The sequence below is a fragment of the Sulfitobacter sp. 1A15299 genome (assembly GCF_043556915.1).
GTDB lineage: Bacteria > Pseudomonadota > Alphaproteobacteria > Rhodobacterales > Rhodobacteraceae > Sulfitobacter.
On record NZ_JBIFFJ010000017.1, the window covers coordinates 29,875 to 46,386 of the forward strand.

16 protein-coding genes are annotated in these 16,512 nt (G+C 57.5%); 15 read left to right on the forward strand and 1 reads right to left on the reverse strand.

Translation table 11 applies throughout. From position 1 onward, the window contains the following. Positions 1–4 precede the first annotated feature (4 nt). The 12 genes from ACGYK7_RS14370 (at position 5) to ACGYK7_RS14425 (ending at position 11,535) form a co-directional block, all read left to right on the forward strand. Positions 5–916: a branched-chain amino acid ABC transporter permease gene (locus tag ACGYK7_RS14370; protein WP_394403157.1), complete on the forward strand. Its 912-nt coding sequence runs from the start codon at positions 5–7 to the stop codon at positions 914–916. Next, positions 913–1,869 carry a branched-chain amino acid ABC transporter permease gene (locus ACGYK7_RS14375; RefSeq protein WP_394403159.1) on the forward strand — a complete coding sequence of 319 codons (957 nt, stop codon included), beginning with the start codon at positions 913–915 and terminating at the stop codon, positions 1,867–1,869. The genes ACGYK7_RS14370 and ACGYK7_RS14375 overlap by 4 nt, the downstream gene beginning before the upstream one ends. Further along, positions 1,866–2,615 carry an ABC transporter ATP-binding protein gene (locus ACGYK7_RS14380; RefSeq protein ID WP_394403161.1) on the forward strand — a complete coding sequence of 250 codons (750 nt, stop codon included), beginning with the start codon at positions 1,866–1,868 and terminating at the stop codon, positions 2,613–2,615. Before ACGYK7_RS14375 ends, ACGYK7_RS14380 begins: the two co-directional genes overlap by 4 nt. Further along, on the forward strand, positions 2,612–3,313 hold the full coding sequence (locus ACGYK7_RS14385) for an ABC transporter ATP-binding protein (protein ID WP_224557650.1): 702 nt from the start codon (positions 2,612–2,614) through the stop codon (positions 3,311–3,313). Before ACGYK7_RS14380 ends, ACGYK7_RS14385 begins: the two co-directional genes overlap by 4 nt. A 9-nt stretch (positions 3,314–3,322) precedes the next feature. Beyond that, positions 3,323–4,555 carry a thiolase family protein gene (locus ACGYK7_RS14390; protein WP_394403164.1) on the forward strand — a complete coding sequence of 411 codons (1,233 nt, stop codon included), beginning with the start codon at positions 3,323–3,325 and terminating at the stop codon, positions 4,553–4,555. Between the two features lie 11 nt (positions 4,556–4,566). Further along, complete coding sequence (locus ACGYK7_RS14395; protein WP_394403166.1) at positions 4,567–6,117, forward strand: AMP-binding protein; 1,551 nt, start codon at positions 4,567–4,569, stop codon at positions 6,115–6,117. 9 nt (positions 6,118–6,126) lie between these two features. Beyond that, positions 6,127–7,626 carry a class I adenylate-forming enzyme family protein gene (locus ACGYK7_RS14400; RefSeq protein WP_394403168.1) on the forward strand — a complete coding sequence of 500 codons (1,500 nt, stop codon included), beginning with the start codon at positions 6,127–6,129 and terminating at the stop codon, positions 7,624–7,626. 25 nt (positions 7,627–7,651) lie between these two features. Continuing rightward, positions 7,652–8,833 (forward strand): lipid-transfer protein, encoded by a 1,182-nt coding sequence (locus tag ACGYK7_RS14405; RefSeq protein ID WP_394403169.1) that lies wholly within the window; start codon positions 7,652–7,654, stop codon positions 8,831–8,833. 14 nt (positions 8,834–8,847) lie between these two features. Beyond that, positions 8,848–9,639, forward strand: coding sequence for an SDR family NAD(P)-dependent oxidoreductase (locus ACGYK7_RS14410; RefSeq protein WP_394403171.1), 792 nt, complete (start codon positions 8,848–8,850; stop codon positions 9,637–9,639). A 261-nt stretch (positions 9,640–9,900) separates the two neighbouring features. After that, positions 9,901–10,266, forward strand: a complete 366-nt coding sequence (locus ACGYK7_RS14415) for a MerR family transcriptional regulator (RefSeq protein WP_394403173.1) — start codon at positions 9,901–9,903, stop codon at positions 10,264–10,266. Positions 10,267–10,641: 375 nt separating this feature from the next. Beyond that, complete coding sequence (locus ACGYK7_RS14420) at positions 10,642–11,271, forward strand: tyrosine-type recombinase/integrase (protein WP_394403174.1); 630 nt, start codon at positions 10,642–10,644, stop codon at positions 11,269–11,271. Between the two features lie 3 nt (positions 11,272–11,274). Continuing rightward, positions 11,275–11,535, forward strand: a complete 261-nt coding sequence (locus ACGYK7_RS14425) for a WGR domain-containing protein (RefSeq protein ID WP_394403176.1) — start codon at positions 11,275–11,277, stop codon at positions 11,533–11,535. A 555-nt stretch (positions 11,536–12,090) separates the two neighbouring features. On the opposite strand, the gene ACGYK7_RS14430 is transcribed toward ACGYK7_RS14425, so the two are convergent. Next, a complete protein-coding gene (locus tag ACGYK7_RS14430) occupies positions 12,091–12,834 on the reverse strand; it encodes a hypothetical protein (RefSeq protein ID WP_394403177.1) in 744 nt (247 codons plus the stop codon). Between the two features lie 150 nt (positions 12,835–12,984). On the opposite strand from ACGYK7_RS14430, the gene ACGYK7_RS14435 reads away from it, so the two are divergent. From ACGYK7_RS14435 to ACGYK7_RS14445, 3 genes are all read left to right on the forward strand, one after another. Continuing rightward, on the forward strand, positions 12,985–13,248 hold the full coding sequence (locus ACGYK7_RS14435; protein ID WP_037931641.1) for a BrnT family toxin: 264 nt from the start codon (positions 12,985–12,987) through the stop codon (positions 13,246–13,248). Then, a complete protein-coding gene (brnA, locus tag ACGYK7_RS14440) occupies positions 13,235–13,450 on the forward strand; it encodes a type II toxin-antitoxin system BrnA family antitoxin (RefSeq protein ID WP_066009074.1) in 216 nt (71 codons plus the stop codon). The genes ACGYK7_RS14435 and brnA overlap by 14 nt, the downstream gene beginning before the upstream one ends. 100 nt (positions 13,451–13,550) lie before the next feature. Beyond that, entirely contained in the window at positions 13,551–16,466 is a 2,916-nt protein-coding gene (locus tag ACGYK7_RS14445) for an Eco57I restriction-modification methylase domain-containing protein (protein WP_394403179.1), read from the forward strand. The last annotated feature ends 46 nt before the right edge of the window (positions 16,467–16,512 follow it).

A 16,512-nucleotide genomic window follows, 5' to 3' on the forward strand; every position in this document is an offset into this window, starting at 1 on the left:
CTGGGTGGCGGCGGACTACTGGTTCGTCGTCTACCCGCTTTTTCGGGATATCGCAGTTATGTCTACTATCATTATTGGGCTCAGTCTCAGCTTTCTTCTCTTCTTGCTGTCCGCAGGTCTCACGCTGATTTTCGGAATGCTGGGCGTAATAAACTTCGCCCATGGAGCTCTCTACATGCTGGGTGCATATACCAGCTTTCAAATCGTCCAGATGACAGGCTCATTCTGGCTGGGGTTACTTTTTGCGCCAGTGATCATTGCCGGGCTGGGGGCACTTATCGAAATACTCGCGTTAAAACAAGTCTATTCGCGTGACCATATCTTTCAGCTGCTGTTGACCTTTGGCCTTATCCTGGTGATCGATGACGCAACCAAGCTGATTTGGGGCCTCGATTACAAGCAGGTGCCGACGCCTGATTTTCTTTCAGGGCCGGTTTCGCTCTTCGGCAGCCAGATCTCGAGCTACCGGCTCTTTGTAATTGGCTTTGGCGCAGCTGTGTCGTTTGGGCTGTTCGTTCTACTTGATCGCAGCAAATGGGGTATGATTATCCGAGCGGCGAGTTCGGACCCTGACATGGCTCGCACTTTGGGCATCGACGTGAACAGGGTCCGCACCGGTGTTTTCGCGCTAGGTTCCTATCTTGCCGCGCTTGGCGGGGTGATAGCCGCGCCACTTGTGCCTATCGAATTGGGCATGGGATTCAGCGTAATCATTGACTGTTTTATCGTCGTCATCATTGGTGGGCTAGGCAATATCCGCGGCGCTATCTTCGCCTCACTACTGTTGGGTATGACCCGGGCAGCCGGCTATACTTATGCCACTGAATGGGTAGAACTTCTTACATTCGCTCTGCTAATTGGGACGTTGATGTTCCGTCCTGCGGGCCTTTTCAGCTACAAGGGGCGCACGGCATGACACGCAGAGCCATGGGCCAGACGGTGATGGTCCTTATCATTGCGGCGATGATCATCGTGCCGTTCTTCCTGCCCAGTGAACAATGGTTGAACCTTGTCAGCTTAATCCTGATCTGGGCACTGTTCGCCATTGGGTTCGACCTAGTCTTCGGTGTTACTGGGATGCTGTCGTTCGGACATGCGGCTCTGTTCGGCACTGGCGGCTATACGTTAACTGTCCTGATGCTAAGCTACCAAATCGGCTTCCTGCCTGGGCTGATAGCTGCCGCACTGACAGGCGCGCTGCTAGCTTTCGGTTTGGGGTTGTTTGCGCTCAGGGTGTCGGGACTATTTTTCGCACTGCTAACTTTGGCTTTGGCGCAGATGATGTACATCCTCGCTTCGAACAAGCTTCGCGCACTGACCGGTGGGCTTGACGGTATCCCTGGCGTTCCGCGACCTGATCTGTTCGGCATCGATTTCTACGAAAATCGTAACTATTACGGTTTCATCGTCGTAGTCTTCCTGATTGGCCTCGCCATCATGGCATTGTTGCGGGCTTCGCCGTTTGGCCGGGCGCTGCGGGCAATACAGGCCAACGACACTCGCGCCGCACAGTTAGGCTACAACGTGCACGCCCTGCGGCAGTCGGCTTTCGTGGTGTCAGGCGCCTACGCAGGGGTGGCTGGCGCGCTGCTGGCATCGCTAATGTTCTACATTAGCCCGCAAATGTTGCACTGGAGCACCTCGGGCGATGTGCTGATCATGACCGTGTTGGGTGGCAAAGGCACCCTGCTGGGACCGATATTGGGCGTCGCAGTGTTTGAGCTGCTTAAGGAAGAACTCAGTCGGGCTACACAGTATTGGTACGGTATCTTAGGGCTAATCTTCATTTTTGCCACGATCTTCCTGCGCAATGGCATTGCTGGTCTGTTTCATGGACAGGATGATCGCGACGACGGAGGCTCCTCATGACCGCCGGTTCGCTGAGCTGTGAGAATATCCAAGTGTCTTTCGGTGGGTTGAAGGCGGTCAACAGCGTCACCTATGACTTCAAACCAGGGCGTCTTTACGGGTTGATCGGGCCGAATGGAGCAGGCAAAACCACGCTAATGAACGCGCTGTCAGGCCACGCCGCGTTGAGCGGGGGGCAGGTCAGGCTTGACGGGCAGGATGTGACGAACTTGTCGGTACACCAGCGCACGCGCAATGGGTTGGGGCGCAGTTTCCAGATTACTAAAATCTTCGCGGGTATGTCGGTGTTGGAAAACCTCCAGATTGCGGCATTTGCCCACCGCTATCGGTTGCAGCCCTTTTGGTTGCCGGCTAGTCGTTTCGCGGCGGTGCGAGAACAGGCCGAGCGCGTGCTGGAAGAGGTCGGGCTAAGCGAACTGGCACATCGGCCGGCTGAATACCTGTCGCACGGGGACCAGCGCGCGCTGGAAGTAGGCCTTTCGCTGCTGAGCGAGCCGCGAGTGCTGTTGCTCGACGAACCTCTGGCCGGCGTCGGCCACGATCAGCTTGAGCGGGCAATCGGCCTAATCAGACAAATTGTAAAAGACCGTACAGTCCTGCTGATTGAGCACAACATGGATGTGGTGATGCAGGTCTCAGACGAGATCGTAGTGATGGTGCAGGGCGAACTTCTTGCCTCGGGCGCACCAGCCGATATCCGCGCCAATGCGGCAGTGCGGGCAGCCTATCTGGGGGAAGAGCCATGACTCTGTTGGAGCTGGACTCATGCGATGTCTTCTATGGTAAGGCGCAGGCGTTGCATCAAGTGTCGCTTGGAATTGAGTCGGGCGAGGTGGTCTCGTTGATTGGACGCAACGGCGCGGGCAAGAGCACGATCTTGAAGACGTTGATCGGGCTAAGTCGCGCGGCCAAGGGCCGGTGTCTATGGAAGGGCGGCGATGTGACGACGCTACGTCCGGATCAACTTGGACGACTTGGCATAGCTTATGTGCCCGAGGACCGGCGCATTTTCTCGAACCTTACGGTAGAAGAGAACCTACGGATTGCGACCGTAATGGGCCGCCAGGGCGCTTGGAATGCTGCCCGCGCATATGAGCTGTTCCCAGTGTTACGCGAACGCGCTACTCAGCCTGGCGATACGCTCTCTGGGGGTGAGCAGCAGATGCTTGCCATTGCGCGTGGACTGCTCACCAATCCTGAAGTGCTCCTGCTGGACGAACCTACAGAGGGTCTGGCGCCACTGATCGTTGACCAGTTGGTCGAGGCGATGCGTTTGATCAATGCTGAGGGTATGACCTTACTGATTGTTGAGCAAAATCTGCGCGTGCCAATGAAGCTGGCCCACCGACAATATGTGGTCGACCACGGCTCCATACGGTGGAGCGGAACAACGGCAGACTTGCAAGCCAACCGCGACGAGATCGAGAAACTGATCAGTGTTTGAGGGAGCGATATGGAAAAGACTTATATCATTGGGGTCGGGATGTCTCATTTCGGACGGTTCCTAGATCGCAGCCTAGCCGACATCACCGGCGAGGCAGTGACCGAAGCACTAATCGATAGCGGACTTACGGCCAACGACATAGGGGCGGCTTACTTCGCCAATTCCACGCAAGGCGTGGTTGAGGGACAGCATCTTGTGCGTGGCCAACTAGCGCTCCGCAAGCTGGGATTTCAGAACCTGTCAGTCACTAATGTGGAAAATGCCTGCGCTAGTGGCAGCACCGCTCTTAACTCGGCCATAGCCTATGTCGCCTCGGGACAGGGCGATGTGGCATTGGCCGTCGGCGCGGACAAGATGAATGCACCTGATCGTGCCCAATCTTTCGCCATCTTTGACGGTGCTTGGGACGTGAGCGACGTCGAGGGTCAGATCGCACGGCTAGAGCAGTTGGGAAACGCGGTGCAACCGCCTAAGCGCGAAGTTGAACCGGGTCAGCGAAGTGTGTTCATGGATGTTTATGCCGCACTAGCGCGGTTTCACATGGGCACTTTCGGAACCACGCAGATGGATATCGCTCATGTTGCGGCAAAGAACCACCGTCATTCGGTGCTCAATCCAAAGGCGCAATATCGCAATGATATGACGGTGGAGGAGGTGCTGGCTGCGCGCGAGATTTCTTGGCCACTCACCCTACCGATGTGCGCGCCGATCAGCGACGGCGCTGCGGCAGCCATCGTCGTTTCCGAGAAGAAGGCGCGGCAGATTGGTCTTGCTCGAGCAGTTCATATTGCGGCGTCAGTGCAAGCGGCGGGATCAGACCGCGCTCCCGAGGATCTGGAGCACCACATCTGCCGCCGAGCGGTGGACAAAGCCTACGAGTTGTCGGGAATTGCACCGGAGGACGTGTCTGTGGTCGAGGTGCATGACGCGACGGCCTTTGCGGAGTTGCAGCAGGCCGAGCTTTTGCGGCTTTGCCCGATGGGCGAGGGTGGACGGCTTGCTTCCTCTGGCGCAACAACCTTGGGCGGGCGCATTCCGATCAATGTCTCAGGCGGGCTCGAATCTCGTGGTCATCCCATCGGAGCGACCGGACTGGCACAAATCTATGAGCTGGTCACGCAACTAAGAGGCGAGGCGGGAGATAGTCAGGTCGAAGGCGCGCGTGTGGCGCTAGCCGAGAACGGTGGCGGATTTCACGGATACGAGGAAGCGGTGGCGGTGATTACGCTGCTGCAGCAATAGGAGAGGGCCGCATGCGACTAATCGACTTTTTCGACCGTGGCGTCTCGATCAACCCCGACCGGGTTTATCTGGAAGATGACGATGTCAGCCGAACTTTTCGTGAGGTGCAGGCGCGCACCTATCAATTTGCCAACGCCATCGCGGCTGAAGGCTTCGGTCCAGGCCGCATGGCGGGCATCTACAGCCCCAATTGCGTGAGCGGCTTTGAGGCCATGTTGGGCCTGTTCCGCTCAGGCACGGCTTGGGTACCGGTAAATGCAAAGAACGCAATCGACGAAAACGCTTATATCCTCGATCACAACGACGTTGAAATTCTATTTTACCACAGCAGTTTTGGACCTGCGATGGAACGGATCAAGGTGCTGTGCCCCAAAATACAGCGTTTCATTTGCTTGGACCTCGTCGGGGCGGAAGGTCCTTGGCTGGAAGACTGGCTGGCCGACGCCGCCGACACTGATCCGGACGTCAAGCTAGCTCCCGACGATCTGGTCGGCATTCTATCGTCCGGTGGCACTACGGGACGTCCTAAGGGGATCATGCTGACCCAGTTAAACTGGGCCACTATGATTGCCAATTTCTATTCTGGCATGGAGGTCGGCCCTGCTCCGGTCCACTTGCTGATTGCGCCAATGACCCATGCCGCTGGAGTGATGGCGGTAGTTCTGTCGGCAGCCGGTGTGCGCAATATCATCCTGCCAGGCTTTGACGCCAAGCGTGTGCTTGACACCATTACACAGGAAGAGGTCACGCATCTATTCTTGCCGCCTACGGCTATCTACATGTTGCTCTCCGAGCCTGGGATAGAGGCGCGCCGTTTTCCTTCTCTTCGCAGCTTTATCTACGCGGCTGCACCGATGGCCATCGATAAGCTGCGCCAATGCTTAAACATCTTCGGGCCGGTGATGACACAGAGCTTTGGACAGGCCGAATCCCCGATGTTCTGCACCCTGCTGACCCCCAAGGATCATCTAGTTTTGGGCGATCCGACGTGCGAGCACCGGCTGGCTAGCTGCGGCAGACCGACGTTGCTGACGCCGGTGGCCATCATGGACGACGACGGCAATCTCCTGCCGCGAGGAGATCGGGGTGAGATCGTGGTGCGAGGAAACCTAGTGATGAAGGGTTATTACAAAAACCCCGAAGCGACCGCCGAGGCTTCGCAACATGGATGGCATCATACGGGAGACGTCGGATACATCGACGAAGAAGGCTATCTCTACATCGTCGATCGCAAGAAGGACATGATCATATCGGGCGGGTTTAACGTCTATCCCTCCGAAGTAGAACAAGTGATTTGGGCTCATCCAGCCGTGCTGGACTGTGCAGTGATTGGGGTGCCTGACGAGAAATGGGGCGAAGCCGTGACGGCGGTAGTCGAGCTGAAGCCCGGGGCCATACTGGACCCAGACGAGATCATCCGCATCTGCAAAGCAAGCCTCGGTAGTGTGAAGGCGCCAAAAACGGTGGTGGTCTGGGACGTGTTGCCGCGTAGCCCGGTTGGCAAGGTGCGAAAGAAAGATATTCGCGACGTGTTCTGGCAGAACCAGACGCGGAAGATCTGAGGGCTGAGCATGAACATTTCCGAACTTCTGGCGCAATCAGCTCGTACATTCGCCCAACGGCCGGCGGTTTGTCTGGGTGGTAAGACCTTCTGCACCTACGCAGGCCTGCGCGACCGCAGCGCCGCGCTGGCCGCCGGTCTGCGCGCGCGGGGCGTGCCTGTAGGTGGGCGCGTCGTAATCTACATGGGTAACCGACCGGAATATATAGAGATTCTATTCGGCATCTGGGCAGCCGGCTGTGTGGCGGTTCCGGTTAATGCCAAACTGCATCCGGCCGAAGTGGACTTCGTGCTGAAAAATTGCGGCGCGGCGCTTTTGTTTACTGACGAGGCCGAAGAAAAGGTCAGTTTCGCCGGAACTGTTGTCGTCGCAAGCCCCGAATATACCGCGTTGTTGGCCGAACCTGCACCTTTTCTAACTGAGCAGGTCGCGCCGGAAGATCCCGCCTGGATCTTCTATACCTCTGGTACTACCGGCCGCCCAAAAGGTGCGGTGCTGGCCCATCGCAACCTCTGGGCGATGACGCTAAGTTTCCTAGCCGACATCTGCCCAGTGACTGAAGACTCGGCTGCGCTGCATCCAGCGCCCTTGTCGCACGCAGCAGGGCTCTTTGCGCTCCCCTTTGTGCGGCGAGGCGCCGTCAATGTCATTCCTGAAAGCGGCGGATTCAACCCCGAGGAACTGGTAGAGTTGCTGCACCGCTTTCCGCATTCTTCGTTCTTTGCTGCGCCAACGATGCTGAACCGCTTCACTGCCTGTCCTGTGCTGGACAATCAAGCCATGGACAATCTCGACCTAATATTCTGTGGCGGTGCGCCGATTTATGTCGAGGATTTGCGCCATGCGCTTAACCTGCTGGGGTCACGTATTTGGATAGGCTACGGCCAAGGCGAGGCGCCCTGCACAATCAGTTATCTGCCACCGCATTTGCTAGGTCCTGACACGTCTGAAGCCTTACTCGGCTCGGCTGGCATCCCTCGTTCAGGCGTGTCAGTCCGCGTGGTGGACAACACTGGTGTAGATTGCTTGCCCGACGTACCGGGCGAGGTGATCGTATCAGGCGACGTAGTGATGGCTGGCTACTGGCAGAACCCCGAAGCCACTGCGTCTGCGATGCGCGACGGGTGGCTCTACACAGGCGATATCGGCAGTTTCGACGATCAGGGTGTGCTGACGCTCAAAGACCGGTCCAAAGATGTAATAATCTCAGGCGGCTCGAACATCTATCCCCGGGAGGTCGAGGAGGTGCTGTTACGCCACCCCGGCGTGACCGAAACCAATGTGGTCGGCCGACCACATCCTGACTGGGGCGAGGAAGTGGTGGCTTTCGTCGTGGCTGACCCCGAGGTTACAGCTGAAGCGCTGGACCTGCTCTGCCTCGATCAGATCGCGCGCTTCAAGCGCCCGAAATCTTACCGTTTCGTCCCGTCGCTGCCGAAAAGCAGTTACGGCAAAATTCTCAAGACCGAACTGCGCCGGTTGTTGGCCGAAACCGAACCAACGCCGTAAAAACCCTGACCAAGGAGACCTTGACATGACAGTCCTTATCGCTGGTGTCGGCATGATTCCCTTCGCTAAACCGGGTGCTTCAGCCCCTTATGACGAGATGGGCGAGGCCGCGATCCGGCTCGCGCTGAAAGATGCCGGCGTCGATTTCGACGCAGTGGAACAAGCTTATGCCGGCTATGTCTATGGAGACAGTACCAGCGGCCAGCGGGTGATCTATCGAGTGGGGATGACCGGCATTCCCATCGTCAACGTCAATAACAACTGCTCTAGCGGATCGACCGCGCTCTTCTTGGCGCGGCAGGCGGTGGAAAGCGGCGTGGCCGATTGCGTGCTGGCCGTCGGCTTCGAACAGATGATGCCAGGCGCGCTTGGCACTGTGTTCTCCGATCGCCCCTCACCACTGGGCGAATTTGACACCGTGACCGACGCGTTGATTGGCGAATCGGATCTGCCTATGACGCTGAAGTATTTCGGCGGGGCTGGGAAAACACATATGGAGCGGTATGGCACCCGGTTGGAAACCTTCGCAGCAATCCGTGCTAAGGCCAGCCGCCACGCCGCGCGAAACCCGCTGTCAGTTTTCCGCAAGGAGATGAGCGTCGAGGATGTGATGAACGCTCAGATTATCTGGCCTGGCGTGATGACGCGCCCTATGGCCTGCCCGCCGACCTGCGGCGCTGCAGCAGCTCTGCTCGTATCCGAGGCCTTCGCCCGGCGCAACGGCCTGGACGCGACAGTTCGCATTCGTGCGCAGGCGATGACTACTGACCGCCCCGGCAGCTTCGAAAGCCGCGATATGATCGAAATCGTCGGTGCTGACCTGACGCGCAAAGCGGTGCAGAAAGTCTATGAGGCAGCAAGCGTCGGTCCCGAGGATATCGACGTGATCGAATTGCACGACTGCTTTGCCCAGAATGAGCTGATCACCTACGAGGGCCTAGGTCTATGCGGCGAAGGTGAGGCGGAAAAACTCATCATGGATGGCGACAACACCTATGGCGGCAAATACGTCACCAACCCTTCGGGCGGGTTGCTATCCAAGGGGCATCCATTGGGCGCGACTGGGCTTGCTCAATGTTATGAGCTGACGCTGCAACTGCGAGGCTGCGCCGAGGATCGGCAGGTCGAAGGCGCGCGGCTGGCGCTTCAGCATAATCTCGGGTTGGGTGGCGCGGCTGTAGTGACGCTTTATGAAGGGGGCGCATAGTGGTTCGGAGCGACATGGAATATGGTGTTGCCTTAGTGACTGGGGCTGGTTCTGGTATCGGGCAAGGCGTAGCGCTACGACTAGCCAGGCTTGGCGCCCGCGTTGTCGTCACCGACATCTCGGAGGCCGGAATAGAAGAGACCCTAAACCTGATTGCGGCAGAGGGCGGCAAGGCGACAGGTCAGCAGCTCGACGTCTCCAATGCGGCCTCCATCGAGGCGGCGTTCGCATCCGCCGAGGCCTGGGACAAACCAGTCGACGTGTTGGTCAATAACGCAGGGATCGTGGCACTGCATTCCTTTCTCGACTTCCCAATCGATGACTGGACTCGCGTGATGGCAGTGAACGTAACAGGGGCCTTGCTGTGCGCGCAGCGCGCTGGACGGGCAATGGTGAAGCAAGGCTATGGTCGGATCGTCAACATCGCCTCGGTGAGCGGAATACGCGCTGGCGTGGGGCGCACAGCCTATGGCACCTCAAAGGCGGCGATGATTGGACTAACCCGGCAAATTGCGCTGGAGCTAGCGCCGCACGGCGTGACGGCGAATGCCGTCGCGCCTGGCGCTATTGTGACGCAGTTGACGCGGGACAACTATACCGAAGAGACTGTAGCCACACTCTTGCCGATGATCCCAGCGCGCAGGATGGGCGAAGCAGCCGACATCGCCGCTGCAGTGGCGTATCTGGCCAGTCCCGACGCTGGTTATGTAAACGGCGAGATATTAGTGGTTGATGGCGGCTATGTCGCCGGTGGCATGACGCAGACGGGTAGCCTGAACCTAGTCGATACAGAACGGGATCCTTGACGTGCCAATTGCTCCATCTCTTATACAAGATTATTAAGCCAAGGGCAGCAGATGGCTGATCGCTACCCTTTTTCTAGGGCATCAATGGCTTTGCTTCGCCCATGCGGCCCATCACCCGTTACCCTGAGGGGTGGTTCGGAGGGAGACTGACCGCCGTCTGTCAACGGTGGAGAGAAAACCGGCTACGTGCTGGGGTAAGGCGAGCTTTTTGTACCCACATACTTGAGAAACAGTGATGCCATGCCAAGATCCAATGACAACATGATCAATTTCACGGAAATGGTTAGGAAGTTTGATATTACTCCGCGCACTCTGCGGTACTACGAGTATCTTGAACTTCTCAAACCCACGCTAGAAGGCCGCGACCGACTTTACGATCGCAAGCAAGTTGCACGATTCAAACTGATCCTGCGGGGGCGTCGCTTCGGAATGAAGCTTGAAGAAATTAGGGCTTGGCTGGAATTGTACGATAGCAGGGGGTCAAAAGAGCAACTGCGCGAATGGGCGAAAATATCGAAGGGGCTTGAAAAGACCCTTCGCGCTGAGATTGCAGAAAGACGCAAAGCGTTGGCTGAGTTGCGCGAAACCTCAAAACTCGCTAATGAATTAGTCGCCAACAACAATTAAAATTACATTCCGATTCCTGCATAAGCAGACTTTGATGTATTGGCGGCTGGGTTTGCAAAGATATAGCTATACCTACGATCTGCACCGGTTCTCTTTCTTAAGCAGATCGCATCGAGCTTGTGGCTTGCGTGCGTCGCCAGCGAGAGGACCATGGTGTTACGCTGGAAGATACCCACTGCTGGCGGGCTCAGGCTCCCCAAGTTTTGTTTGATTTTCAGCTTTGTGCTTCATGCGAGCTTTACGATAAAAGCTTGCATGATGCCCAAGCGAAAAACTCAGCAAAACATGGGTAAAATACCAAGTCGCGCAACACGTGTCTTTCATGATGCAAGGTTTATAGGTATTATACCGCTATAACCTCGCAAGGATTTGCCCGTGAAAGCTGCCGTTGAGACCACCTGGAACAAAGGACGCGTCGTGGGTAAAAAACCACCGCTGACGCCCGACCAGGTATCGCTGATCCGTATGATCCTGCGCCAGGAAAAAGCTTTGCGTGATCTGGCACTGTTCAACACCGCCCTCGATACCAGTTTCCGGGGATCGGATCTGGTGCGGTTGCGGGTGGCGGATGTGGCTACGCCTGCCGGTGTGCGCGAGATCGTGGAAATCCGGCAGAAGAAGACCGAAGCCCGCAATGCACGCCCGGTCCAGGCGCGGCTGTCCTCGGGCACGCGCGACAGTCTGCGCACCTATCTCGCAGCTTCAGAAAAGCCGCTGCACGGCTGGCTGTTCACGGGGCAAGGGGAAAGGTGGTCCCAGTCCCACCTAAGCGAAAGCCAACTCTGGCGGCTGTTCAAGTCCTGGCTGGAAAAAGCGCGTCTCGATCCCAGCCTCTATGGCCTGCATTCGCTGCGCCGGACCTTCCCGACGCATATATATCAGCAAACCGGCAACCTACGCGCGGCCCAACTGCTGCTCGGCCATGCCAGTATTGAGAGCACCAAGGAATACATCGGCACCGAACAGGCCGAAGCCTTGGAAATCGCGCGCAAGTATCATCTCTGAGCCATGCAGACCTATCTCGAAAAGCGCCAGCCTGCCCAAAACGTCGCTCGGTTCTACCGGATGGCGGTCATGCCGAACTTGTTTGGCGAATGGACGCTCTACCGCGAATGGGGCCGCATAGGGCAGGGCGGTCAGGTTCGGATGGATTGGTTCGAGGACGAGAACCAGGCTGTCGCGGCTCTGGTCACAATGGAAGCCTCCAAGCGTCAGCGAGGCTACTGGGTGGAGCCCCAGCAACTGGCGATGTTTGATCTGACCGGTTGAATTCACGCGGCCACATCTCAACCGTTCAACTGGATTTACAACAGGGTTGCCAGTATGTTCTACTTTAGATCAACAACATTGAGAGGCAAAGTATGAGCGGTGAGAGCGATAGCAGCAGCAGAGAAACGAAGCCTGCACCAACCATAGTAACGAGGCCGCACAGCAGTGAGAACGTTTCGATAAACTCGCAACAGCCCATGGCAAGTGCGCCGGTCGCGCCGCCACCGCCAAAGCCAAAGAGATAGGCGTAGTGGCTAAGACCCCGAAACCTCCGCAAACGCCCCCCGTCAAACTGCCGCCGCGGCAGACAACAGTCGGGATCAAAGTCCAAGGATCACAGCAGCCCATTGCTGCCGCCCCTGGAACACCACCACCGCCCAAGCCTAAAAGGTGAAACACATGGCAAGAGAGCCCGCGCCCGCGCCTTCCCCACGTCCGTCAAGTATTCCGCGCTCGATCCCCGAAACGAATACGCGGCCTAGCCCGAGCGCACCTATTACGCCGCCGCCCCCGAAGAGGTAAAAAGTGCAATCATCCGATAAACAGACGCCTATGTCAGCTAGCGGAGGGGTCTTCATCCCCGACAACGCCAGACCCCTTCCCAGTGCCCCGTCCTCGTCGCCACCGCCGAAGAAGTGAGGGGGCGTGCCTAATGCGCACTTCTGAGATTTCTCCGGCAGGAATGATCGTCAGTTCCGGCCCCCAGTCGCCATGATAGGGATCAATCTTCTCCCACTCACCGGATTCCTTGCTTCGGTAATCAGTTACATAGAGGGCGATAGAGCCATCTTGCCCAAGTATCATTGGGCCAAAGGGTGCCTTCTTGAAGTCGTCAAGACGTTCGCATTGCATCGTCACCCCGTCTTTTTTTACGACAGTGATCTGAGACGGTCCGGAATCTTCCCGATTGATAACCGTTTCCCATGCGGCGGTATTTCTGTCTGACGACGAAATTCCTGCGCCGCGAAGAATTTCTGGAAGGCTGTTGACGCTCACTCGACGCCAGATGGCGGCGACAATGAGTGCAGCCACTATGCCCCCAACACTGGCAGCATATCCGGCCCAGAGGGGCAGTGTAACAGCATCGCTGGGTGTAGGGGCCCACGCCAGATAGACTGCCAGTAGCAGAGCAGATGCGGCTTGCGATATGAAGGCAAAGACGAGAGCAATCGCTAACGTGTCCAATGTCTGGTGCGTGCTATCGCGCCCCGTGTAAGCCAGGCGATAAGAAAGATACCCGGCAACCAATATTGCCAGGGTTTGATAGGGTAGCTGTAAGAGCCTTTCGATAGCTTCCATGCCGATAGTCAGAGCACTGTTTCACCGCGCCTGCAACATGGCTGGGTGCAGCCATGTCATCGGCTATGAACCTTGACAGCCCAGCAACCTCACTGCTGCGCTTGGCCGCAAAGTATAGTAATTATACCATTTTCATCTTATGTTGTGTTTATGAAGTTCGAGTATGACCCCGACAAGAGCGCCGCGAACCGTGAAAAGCACGGTATCGACTTTGATGAGGCACAAGCTCTCTGGGATGATCCTTATCTGATCGAGGCCCCGGCCAACGTCACGGATGAGCCACGCTTTCTGGCGGTTGGCATGATCGGGGCCAGACACTGGACAGCTGTCTACACATACCGGAGCGACCGGGTTCGGATCATCTCCGTACGCCGCGCTCGCAAGCAGGAGATTGACCACTATGAAGGCGACTGAATTCGACGAACGCTTCGACGCGGGCGAAGACATGTCTGCCCATGTCGATTGGACAAAGGCGCGCCGCCTCAATGTAGAGGCAAAGCGGGTGAACGTGGATTTCCCAACCTGGGTCGTCGCCGGTCTGGACCGGCAGGCTCAAAAGCTCGGCATCACCCGTCAGGCGCTGATCAAGATGTGGATCGCAGAACGCCTCGAATGAAGGCCGTTGCGATCAGGCACGAATAAAGCCAAGGCTTGTCGCCATCCGCAAAAACAGCATCGTAAAGCCGACCGATGGCGGCAAGAAAGACCGATAATTCATGAATTTGTTCAACCGTAAGACCCTGAAGCGCCACATCAAAGCCGATCCGATCCCGTCAGACCATTTGGCTGCACTGGAAGCCTGGGCAGAGTTGATCAGCTCGGGCCGGATTGAACGCCTGAAGGAAACCGCCCTGCATGGGCAGTTCGCCTCCAAGATCGTTGAAGGTGTTCTCGGCTACCACGGCCCGGCTGGTGGCGCAGATTACAATGTCTCAACCGAACAAAATATTCTGCGCGGCAGCGTCGATCTGGCGCTTGGCCGCTTTGGCGGCAAGACGCCTGACATCGTGGCACCATTCGAGCTGAAGGGCGCGGATACCCGCGACCTCGATGCAATCATGCCGGGCCGGAACAAGAGCCCCGTTCAACAGGCGTGGGAATACGCCATGAACGCGCGCGGCGTGAAATGGGTGCTGGTCTCGAACATGATCGAGCTGCGCTTCTACGGCTTCGGGGAAGGCACCTCGGCCTATGAGGAATTCCGCCTCGACCAGCTGACAGACCCGGAAGAATACGCGCGCTTCATGCTGCTCCTGTCAGCGGAAAACCTGCTGTCTGGCCGCACGGCTGATCTGCTGAAAGAAAGCCGCCGCGAAGACAAGGACATCACCGATAGCCTGTATCAGGACTACAAGGACCTGCGCCTAAAGCTCCTGAGCGCTGTCCAAAAGGCCGATGCCGCGATCGCGTCCCTCGATGCAATCGCCCTCGCGCAGAAGATCCTCGATCGGGTGCTGTTCATCGCCTTTGCCGAAGACACCGGCCTTCTGCCAGACAACACGCTGGAAAACGCCTTCGTCGCGCGTGACCCTTACAACCCTCGCCCCGTCTGGGATAATTTCAAAGGCCTGTTCCGTGCCATCGACGTGGGCAACAACGAGCTGAAAATCCCGCGTTACAACGGGGGGCTGTTCCGCGAGGACGCGGTGATCAACGGGCTGATCATACCCGATGACATCTGCGAAGGGTTCAAGGCGTTGGGCGGCTATGACTTCGTCTCCGAAGTCTCGGTCACGGTTCTCGGCCACATCTTTGAACAGTCCATCGCGGACGTGGAACGCCTGCAAGCCATCGCGCGCGGTGAAGAGGAAGAGCCCGAGAAAGCCACCGGTACAAGCGGGCGTCGCAAACGCGATGGGGTAGTCTATACCCCTGATTACATCGCGCGCTTCATCGTCGCCGAAACCCTGGGCACGCACCTGCGGGAAATCTTCGACGACACCTTGCGCGCTCACGCCAAGAAGGGCGCGGATGTCACCGACTACGAAAATATCCCCTGGCGGAAAAAGTCGGCCGAGCTGGACGCCTGGCAAGCCTATCGCGATCGCCTGAAATCCTTGCGCATTGTTGATCCCGCCTGTGGCTCCGGTGTGTTCCTGATCATGGCCTTCGACTTCATGAAGGCCGAACTGACCCGCGTGAACGACAAGATCAAAGACCTGCTGCCCAAGGCCGAACATTTTGGCGATCTGCTCGACTATGTCCCCGACAGCGAAATTCTGACCGACAACCTCTTCGGCGTAGACGTAAACGAGGAAAGCATCGAGATCACCAAGCTGTCGCTCTGGATCAAGACCGCCCGGCGCGGCAAGGTTCTGGACAGCCTGTCGGGCAGCATCCGCGTCGGTGACAGCCTGATCGAGGACAGCAACTTTGCCTATCTCGATCACGCCTTTACCTGGGAAACGGCCTTCCCCGGCGTCTTTGCCGAAGGGGGCTTCGACGTGGTCCTGGGCAACCCGCCCTATGTGCGGATGGAATTTCTGAAGCTGCTGAAACCCTATCTGGAAAAGCGGTATGAGGTCGTTTCCGACCGGGCCGATCTCTACTGCTATTTCTACGAACGCGGCCTGCGCTTGCTGAAACCGGGCGGGCGCTTGGGCTACATTTCCTCGAACACCTTCTTCAAGACCGGCTCGGGAAAGCCTTTGCGCGAATACCTTCTGAAAGAGGCGACTATCGAAAGCGTAGTCGATTTTGGCGACCTGCAAGTCTTCGAGGGGGTGACCACCTATCCGGCCATCCTGACCATGAAACGAGGTGCCGCGCCCAAGGGGCATGAGCTGCGCTTCTGGAAGGTGGATGCTCTGCCGGAAAACAACTTCCTCGCCACTTGGGAAGCCGCTGCCGGCCCGTATCCACAAACGGCCCTGGGGGCCGGGTCATGGGAACTGGAAAACCCCGCCCTGCGCGCCCTGCGGGACAAGATCAGGACCGACAAGAAAACCCTGAAAGACGTTTACGGATCACCGCTCTACGGTATCAAGACCGGCCTGAACGCGGCCTTCGTGATCGACAACGTTACCAAAGAACGCCTCTGTGCCCAGGACCCAAAGTCTGCCGATTTGCTGAAGCCCTTCCTCGAAGGCAAAGACCTGAAACGCTGGCGTGCCGAACCGCGCGGCCTGTGGCTGATCTACATTCCCAAGAACCGGATCGACATTGACGATTATCCCGCCATCCGGGAATGGCTGCTGCCCTTCAGGGACAAACTGGAAAAGCGCGCCACGAAACAGGAATGGTTCGAGCTCCAACAGGCGCAGGAGGCCTATGCTCCGCACTTTGCCGCGCCGAAGATCAGCTATCCGCACTTCAACGCCGAGCGAAATTTTTCATTCGAACCCCAAGGGGCTTTCTCGAACGACAAGTCCTATCTGATCCCGTCCGATGACCAGGCTTTGCTGGCGCTCCTAAACAGTCACGTGCTCTGGTTCATGTTATCATCTATGAGCCCGCCAGTGCGGGGCGGTTACCATGAGCTGCGGGTGCAATACGTTGAAAAGCTGCCAATCCCGAAATGGGATGACACAAGGCGCGCGCAGCTCGCCACTGAAAGCAAGCGCGCCAGTAGTGCCGCGCATAAACGTCTGGCCCTGCAAACAGGCGTAACAGGCCCGAGCGTGCATATTTGATCGTTTGATGGGACAAAAGGCGTACAAGCTATGCGCCTGAGCGCTG